The organism is Bradyrhizobium algeriense (genome assembly GCF_003062295.1).
Classification (GTDB): domain Bacteria; phylum Pseudomonadota; class Alphaproteobacteria; order Rhizobiales; family Xanthobacteraceae; genus Bradyrhizobium; species Bradyrhizobium algeriense.
In genome coordinates this window covers 95,454-102,442 of record NZ_PYCN01000025.1, presented here as the reverse complement: position 1 = coordinate 102,442, position 6,989 = coordinate 95,454, and the positions used below count along the sequence as shown (strand labels likewise).

At 56.3% G+C, this 6,989-nt stretch carries 6 protein-coding genes and 2 pseudogenes; 5 read left to right on the top strand and 3 right to left on the bottom strand.

Annotation, left to right across the window (positions count from 1 at the left end):
• The first annotated feature begins 309 nt into the window (after positions 1-309).
• Together C7G61_RS32610 and C7G61_RS32605 are read left to right on the top strand one after the other, a co-directional pair.
• The gene (locus C7G61_RS32610; protein WP_145963724.1) at positions 310-1,887 is read left to right on the top strand and encodes a hypothetical protein; all 1,578 of its coding nucleotides are present in this window, start codon (positions 310-312) and stop codon (positions 1,885-1,887) included.
• Positions 1,888-1,935: 48 nt separating this feature from the next.
• Positions 1,936-2,127 carry a hypothetical protein gene (locus C7G61_RS32605; RefSeq protein ID WP_108521642.1) on the top strand — a complete coding sequence of 64 codons (192 nt, stop codon included), beginning with the start codon at positions 1,936-1,938 and terminating at the stop codon, positions 2,125-2,127.
• 12 nt (positions 2,128-2,139) lie between these two features.
• Here C7G61_RS32605 and C7G61_RS32600 read toward each other — a convergent pair whose 3' ends face one another.
• Positions 2,140-2,526 carry a helix-turn-helix domain-containing protein gene (locus C7G61_RS32600; protein WP_108521640.1) on the bottom strand — a complete coding sequence of 129 codons (387 nt, stop codon included), beginning with the start codon at positions 2,524-2,526 and terminating at the stop codon, positions 2,140-2,142.
• 80 nt (positions 2,527-2,606) lie between these two features.
• On the opposite strand from C7G61_RS32600, the gene C7G61_RS45565 reads away from it, so the two are divergent.
• From C7G61_RS45565 to C7G61_RS32585, 3 genes are read left to right on the top strand one after another with little or no spacing between them, the layout of a single operon-like run.
• Positions 2,607-3,107 (top strand): multiubiquitin domain-containing protein, encoded by a 501-nt coding sequence (locus tag C7G61_RS45565; RefSeq protein ID WP_202975806.1) that lies wholly within the window; start codon positions 2,607-2,609, stop codon positions 3,105-3,107.
• Positions 3,108-3,119: 12 nt separating this feature from the next.
• Positions 3,120-3,506, top strand: coding sequence for a hypothetical protein (locus C7G61_RS32590; protein ID WP_108521638.1), 387 nt, complete (start codon positions 3,120-3,122; stop codon positions 3,504-3,506).
• Positions 3,506-4,876 carry a HesA/MoeB/ThiF family protein gene (locus tag C7G61_RS32585; RefSeq protein WP_108521636.1) on the top strand — a complete coding sequence of 457 codons (1,371 nt, stop codon included), beginning with the start codon at positions 3,506-3,508 and terminating at the stop codon, positions 4,874-4,876. The genes C7G61_RS32590 and C7G61_RS32585 overlap by 1 nt, the downstream gene beginning before the upstream one ends.
• Positions 4,877-5,112: 236 nt before the next feature.
• Here the strand turns inward: C7G61_RS32585 and C7G61_RS32580 are convergent.
• Together C7G61_RS32580 and C7G61_RS32575 are read right to left on the bottom strand one after the other, a co-directional pair.
• Positions 5,113-5,592, bottom strand: a pseudogene (locus C7G61_RS32580) (IS5/IS1182 family transposase); the annotation flags it as partial.
• A 292-nt stretch (positions 5,593-5,884) separates the two neighbouring features.
• Positions 5,885-6,989, bottom strand: a pseudogene (locus tag C7G61_RS32575) (IS110 family RNA-guided transposase).

Genomic DNA, 6,989 nt, shown 5'->3' with positions numbered 1-6,989 from the left:
ATGAAATCGCGACGAAACTCGCGTCAAAACACATGGCGAATGCTAGCATCTACTGCTAATTCGCCCCGGTTTTATTGAGGAAATGGCGCCCTCAACACAAATGCAGGTGTTTCGCGACAGAAACTAGTTAAGCGTGACGGCCGTTGCTGGTTTAGTGCCAAATGTTGTGCTGAGATTAAGAGGCAGCCCCGAAAGTAAGGGATTTCGCGTCTTTGTCCGGTTGCTGCGGCGCAGCGCGATTAATCATACTGGCTCAACGTCTTAGTTTTAGCGGCACCTGTCGGCCTCAAATTTGACGAAGGTCAGCTGGTGGCTTACACCTCTGTCCGGCCGACGGTGGGAGGGAATCGTCGTGTTTTTGATCAAGGGATTTCTAATGGCGCTTCTTACGATGCATATGCGCGTCGCTTCCAATCACGCCCGCCTCTAATGTACAAGTGGATTTCTTTGGCGACGAGCGCCGAACTCGCGCAGCTGTCCATGCACATCACCTCCGAGTACAACCCGGCTCTGGTCGCAAAGCTTCTGAGCCAAGGGATCTCGGATGCAGTGAAGGGCGTCCTCATCGAATACAATTACATCGATAAGGATTACCGCAGCACTTACTATAGCTTCTATTCGAAGAAGGGGCAGTACTATCGCAGCGACTGTGTGCGGCTGCACTTTTTTGACCAGACCGTGAAGTTCGATGACGCCAATGCTGCGCTAGTTTGTCCCGATCGCGAACTGAACGATCATTACTTCGGCTACATGGTATTGCGGCCGACTGGCATTGCTACCATCGGCAGGACCGTGCTCTCTCCGGACATCCGCAAAGGCGCGGGTCGTTTCATCATCACTGCCGATCATAAGGTGCATCTGCTCGGCTACAAGCTTGTAATACGTGGCTTTCCGTCGATGGATCAGCATGTCGACATTTCTGTGTGCGCGCATGCTGCTTGCTGGTCCATCTTGCGTCACTACAGCGAGCGCTACAACGTTCATAGAGAATATTTGGTCCATGAAATCACAATGATGGCGCACGAGTTCAATCCGGGCGGTTTAGTGCCGTCTAAAGGATTGCAGATCGCTCATGCCGAACGCGTGTTTCAAGAAGCGGGCACGTTCCCTATCCACATCGCGCGCAATGCCACGACAGGTACTAAGGACCATCCGTTCTATCGGCAACTGATTGCCTATGTAGAATCGGGCTTCCCTCTGTTCGCCGCGATGCATTCGCGTCGCCATGCGGTTGCGCTCGTGGGCTATGAATGGCGTCAACCGGTGAAAGGTCACTCCGGTCTCCGGTATGCTTGGGATGAAGTCGAAACGCTTGCTGTTGTCGACGACAACCATCTTCCGTACGTCTCCATTCCGAAGTCGAGCGGGACCCCCTACGCGGCGGAGGCGGCTGACGCCTTTATCGTGGCGCTTCCTGAGAAGGTCTATTATCCGGCTGATGCCGTTGATCGGTTGGCTCCTGCCTTGTTCACGCTTGGTCGCGCCATCGGTCTCCCGCCCAAGGACGACACCATCGTCCGCTACTTCATCACCACCGGCTCGTCTTATCGCCATTTCGCGCGAGAGCATGCATCGGAATTTGATCCAAAACTTTTGCAGTACATCATGACGCTGCCGTACGCCCAGTTTATCTGGGTGGTGGAGTTTTCGACGGAGGAACAGTGGGCTAATGGAAGGGTTGAGGCGCGGGCGGTGATCGACGCCACGGCCAGCTTACGCGAGCAGATGCCGCTCTGGTTGTTCCACAGCCGCACCGATGCCTTGATTTTCGATCGTAAGCAGGTTGGCCAAATCGCTTCCGGCATGGGTGGCCTGAAACTTGCCAATATCGGTCATGCAGGGTTCTCGCGGATGGACCGCAACTTGCGACCAACTCAGACGAAATAGCGTTATCGACGGGCGGCGAAGCCTATTCTGGACCTCAGGGAGATCACGATGACTGACGGTGCGCACGACAAGACAAATGAAAGACCTGAGATGCTTCAGGGGCTTGCGCCTGTCGATGCCAAGTTGGTGCAAGAGTTCCTCAAAGAGATGGACGAGCACGTGATCCCCGACATCGTCAAAGTCGTGGAGGAAAGGCGTTTGCAAGCGGCTGAAAGCCGTCAATGGCAGCTAAAATGCTAAGGGCGTAACCGGCTACTTGAGGGGCTTCTTCAGGCGCTCGTAAGCCGCGCGTACGATTGCTTCCACTGCTTCTGCGGCCTCGGTGTCCAGGGCCGGATCCGCCCGCAAAAGGCTAGAAATTTGCATCATGGGCTCTGGTTGGCTGGCGCGATAGGGCGCGTTGACAAAATCGGACGGATTAAGTCCAGCCCAGGCAGAAAGCGCGGCCAAACTGGCCGCGTCAGGACGCCGGCCCTGCGCCATGCGCGTCAGGGTCGAAGCGCTAACGCCCGTTGCTTCTGACACCTCTTTCCAATTGACGTAGCGGGCTTGAACCGTCGTCTCCAGCGCTCGGTAGAAGGCATCTCCGTCAAAGCCCTTGGTATCATTAGCATTTCTTGCGCTCTCAGGAATTGCCATTTAGCAATTGACTTTCTATTTAGGTTCCGCTATCTATTGCTTAATAGCAATTCGACTTCGAAATCGCAAGGAGAAAGCGTATGGCTACCGAACGCACGGATATCCTTGAGACGGAACGCCTCCGACACAACCACTTGGTCACGGTGAAAGTGAACGAGCGCCCGGTAAAGCTGCTGGGCCCGCGTGAAACTGGCGAGCAGATCAAGATCGCTGCGATCGAGCAGGGCGTTGAGATCGGCAAGGACTATCTGCTGGAACTAGTCCTACACGATGGTACCCATCGCCGCGTTGAAGACCATGAGCAGATAGAACTCCACGATCAAATGGTGTTTGTGGCGCGCAAGCCTGAACACATCGTCGTCATCACCGTCAACGAACAGCCGGTGAACCTCAAAGGCCACTCCGCCACCGGCGCAGAGATCAAGGCGGCCGCCATTACTCAAGGTGTGGCGATCCAGCCCAACTTTGTGCTGCAGGAGGAACTGCCTAATGGCACCAGCCGTATCGTGGGCGACAATGATGTCGTCCATCTGCGGGAGCATCTTCGGTTCACGGCGATTGCGCCGGACGACAACTCCTAGGCAGAAATTGCCATGAAAGTGGAAGTTTCTGCCGCCATCGAAGATCTGAAGAAGCAGTTTCCCTCTGCCTCCCTCAACATGCGGGACGATGGGCAGGGCGGCGTCTATCTTGTGGTCGAACCGGTCGCCCTTAGCGACCGGTTTGTCCCTAGCAAGACGTGGGTGGGCTTTCACGTCCCCGCGCAATATCCTTATGCCGACATCTATCCCATTTTCATCGGTGGAGAGGTCCGGCGCGCTGACGGTCAGGGCTTTGCGTCTCCGGTCACCGCGGGACATGCGTTCGAAGGAAGGTCGGCTCTGCAGATCTCCCGCCGCAACAGCACGGCCCAGAACGGCAAGCAAAAAGCTTGTGCCAAGGTTCTCAAGGTTCTGGATTTCTTAGAAAGATCGTCGTGATGTCCAAATGCAGGCTCCACATCACCCGTCCGGACTACGAGTTACTTTGGCATCATCTCTATCACGAGGATGGTGATGAGCACGGAGCCATCTTACTCGCGGGTCTGTCCGAACTAGACACGATTCCACTCCTCACCGTTCGGGAAGTGCATCTGGCTAAGGACGGAATCGACTATGTCGCGGGCAAAATCGGTCACCGAGCCTTAACGCCACAATTCATTCATCGGCTGATTACCCGCGCCCGTGACGAGCGTTTAGTCTATCTGGCCGTTCATAATCACGGCAGCGATCGGCAAGTCGGATTCAGCGATATCGATATCCGATCACATGAGCGCGGCTATCCGGCTCTATTGCAAATCGCCAAAGGCATGCCGGTTGGCGCTCTGGTGTTGGGGCGGCGGGCCGTGCAGGCAGATCTCTGGATGCCCAATGGCAGCCGTTGCGAACTCGATCAGGCGAGCGTAATTGGCATGAAGATTGATCGTCTCGCACCCCATCTATCGAGAAATTTGAGCTCGGTGGACGACCAATATGACCGCCAAATTCGTATGTTTGGTCGAGCGGGCCAGCAGACCTTATCGCGCGCTCACGTTGCGGTGATCGGGCTAGGCGGGATCGGTAGCCTTGTTGTGGAGTATCTGGCCCGCTTGGGCGTCGGCCACTTCACGCTTGTTGATGACGATGCGGTTGAAGCATCCAACCTTGCACGACTTATCGGAGCATCGCAGTCCGATGCTGCAAATCGGACGCCCAAAGTTCAGTTGGCACAGCGCCTCATCCAGCAGGCCAACCCATCCGCGCACATCGAGTACTTCAACGCGGACGTGGCTAAAGCTTCAGTGGCGGATCGGCTCAAAGGTTGCGATTACATCTTTCTTGCGGCGGACTCAATGCGGGCGCGCCTAGTAGTGAACGCACTGGTTCATCAATATCTTATTCCAGCCGTTCAGCTGGGCTCGAAAATCCGCGCCGATGAGCAGGGGCGGGTGATCGATGCGTTCAGTGCCATTCGCCCTCTTCGTCCAGGTGCGGGTTGCCTTTGGTGCAATCAGCTGATTGATCCTAATCTCTTGGCCAAAGAGGCCAAGACAGATGCGGAACGAAAGGCGCAGGCTTATGGCGTTGATGAGCCGAACCCCAGCGTTATCAGTCTTAATGCGGTCTCCGCGGGGCACGCCGTGAATGATTTTCTAATGGATTATCTGAGTCTGCGCGCTGATCGTCCCTTGCACTACCAGCACATCAATGCCCTGACCGGGAGGCTGCAGTTGGTCGAACCGCGTAAAGATGCGGATTGTCCGGAATGTTCGAAAGGCGGGATGCGGTTCGCTCGAGGTGATGGCGTTGATTTGCCATGTACAGAAGGCTAGCACGAGCCCCGTTAACAGCCAATTGACGTTCTCCCGAATTGTAACGCGCGGTCGGGCTCGCATGCTTGAGTGACGTGGTGATCATCAACGATTCTGTGCATCCCGCGCTTGAGGCAGTCGCCCGTGAAGAACCTGTAAGGGCTTGATCGGGGGTTCGAGTTTTCTGGCGAAGGTATTTTCAGATTGCAAGCTTTCGGGGTGCAGAGCCTCGAAAGTCTTCTGTGAACAATACGTTTTCAGGCCGGCGATAGTTTTGACTTCGGGAAGAGCGCCATCAGGATGAGGTACAACAAGATCCTCAGCCACTTGATGAGGCGGCGGAAGTTGTAGCCGGCGGCGGCGAGAATGGCGTTGTTGAGGTCGCCGTTGCGGTGGGCGAGATAGTTGCGGCCCATTCGGTGCTCGTCCTTGAGATGGCCGATGACGGGCTCGACGGCAGAGCGGCGGCGCATCTCTCGTTTGATTGCCGGGGTCACGCGGCGTTCTTGTTTTGAGGTGTAGATTTTGAACTTGTAGTCGGCCGGCGCATTGTGGCCGCGATAGCCGGCATCGGCGTGGAGCCGATCGATCGTGGTGCCGATGAGTTTCTCGATCCCGGGGATCACCTCAGCCAGCGTGTGGCCGTCATAGGGATTGCCCGGCAGCGCCTGTACATGGGCGACGAACTGGCCGCCCTTGCTGTGCTTGAGAGGGGTAGCAACGCTGACCTTGACGCCGATCTATGGACCACGCCCGCGTTGCAAGAGGGATCGACAAAGGGATGAAGCGGTTTGCGCCAATCTATCCGGCTTCGATTTGAGGCTGTCGCCCCGAGCCATTATGGATATCCGCGCCACTTCTGTCCTCAATAACTCGCCGGCCTCAAGGAGGGCCATGGAGTCGAACCAGGCTTCAGAAGTGTCGGTGGAACCGTTTCTCCATTCGTTCTTTCCGTCTCGCAAACCTCGGCGGGATAGTGTGCTATTCCGATCGGATCTTGGATCTTCCTTCCTTCCCGGGTCGGGCGTGCTATGCAGCGTGCCCCAGGAAACTCGCTTCGTAGTCACGGCCTTTTGCGAGCATGCTCCAGGCCATCCGCGCGAGTTTTGCGGCCAGGGCAACAACCAGTACATTCGAGTGGAGCCGCTTCGATGCTGCCTCCAGCCAGGCTCCGAAGCCGTGCCTGGCCCAGGTTTGGCGCCTCAGTAATACGGCTCGGGCTCCCTGAATGAACAGTGTTCGTAGATAACGGTTGCCGCGTCTTGATATGCGACCGAGAATGGTTCGATCACCGGTCGAGATTTGTTTTGGTACGAGGCCAAGCCATGCCGCAAAGTCGCGGCCCTTCTGGAACGCATCACCAGTTCCGATCGCGGCGATCATCGCGCTTGAGATGATTGGCCCGACGCCCGGCGCACTCATCAGGCGGCGACAATGCTCATCTTGCTCCGCGATCTCATTGATCTCCTTGGTGACTAACGCGACGCGACGGTCGAGATAGCGCCAGTCCTCGGCCAAGTCCTGGATGAGCCGAACCACCTGAGGTGACAGGCTTTCCGAAGGTATCGAGAGGATTTGGGGGAGTGCCAATCGGAGTGCTGCCGCTCCTTGCCGCACTGGTAGGCCTCGCTCAAGCAAAAAGCCCCGAATTTGATTGATGACCGCTGTTCTCTGTGTCACCAATCGACTGCGAACTCTGTGGAGTGCCTGTAAATCAAGTTGTTCGGCCGACTTCACTGGGACGAACCGCATTGTCGGCCGCTGAGCAGCCTCGGCGATCGCTTCAGCATCCCGAAAGTCATTCTTGTGACCCTTGAGGTATGGTTTGACGTACTGTGCCGGCAAGAGCCGTACTTGATGGCCTAATTTCTCGAGCTTGATGATGTGCTCCTGCACACGCCTCCATTCCGATTAGGCAACGCGGAACATTGCTCAGCGACTGGTCAAGCTGATTTCTAGATCGCTTCTTGCGTAACGTGATTGCGCCGGTGGCATCGAGACCAACGACATGGAATGTGTTCTTCCCGAGATCGATACCGATTGTGATAATGTTCGTATTCGATATGGCTTGCGCTCCTGCTGCTGCCCCGCGGGGTAGCACGTTGCCTCTGAGAGCGGGCGTGGTCCATGCCAT

Coding starts and splice junctions, on each gene's coding strand:
- C7G61_RS32600 (WP_108521640.1), bottom strand. CDS start 2,526: ATGGCAATTCCTGAGAGCGCAAGAAATGCTAATGATACCAAGGGCTTT.
- C7G61_RS45565 (WP_202975806.1), top strand. CDS start 2,607: ATGGCTACCGAACGCACGGATATCCTTGAGACGGAACGCCTCCGACAC.
- C7G61_RS32590 (WP_108521638.1), top strand. CDS start 3,120: ATGAAAGTGGAAGTTTCTGCCGCCATCGAAGATCTGAAGAAGCAGTTT.
- C7G61_RS32585 (WP_108521636.1), top strand. CDS start 3,506: ATGTCCAAATGCAGGCTCCACATCACCCGTCCGGACTACGAGTTACTT.
- C7G61_RS32605 (WP_108521642.1), top strand. CDS start 1,936: ATGACTGACGGTGCGCACGACAAGACAAATGAAAGACCTGAGATGCTT.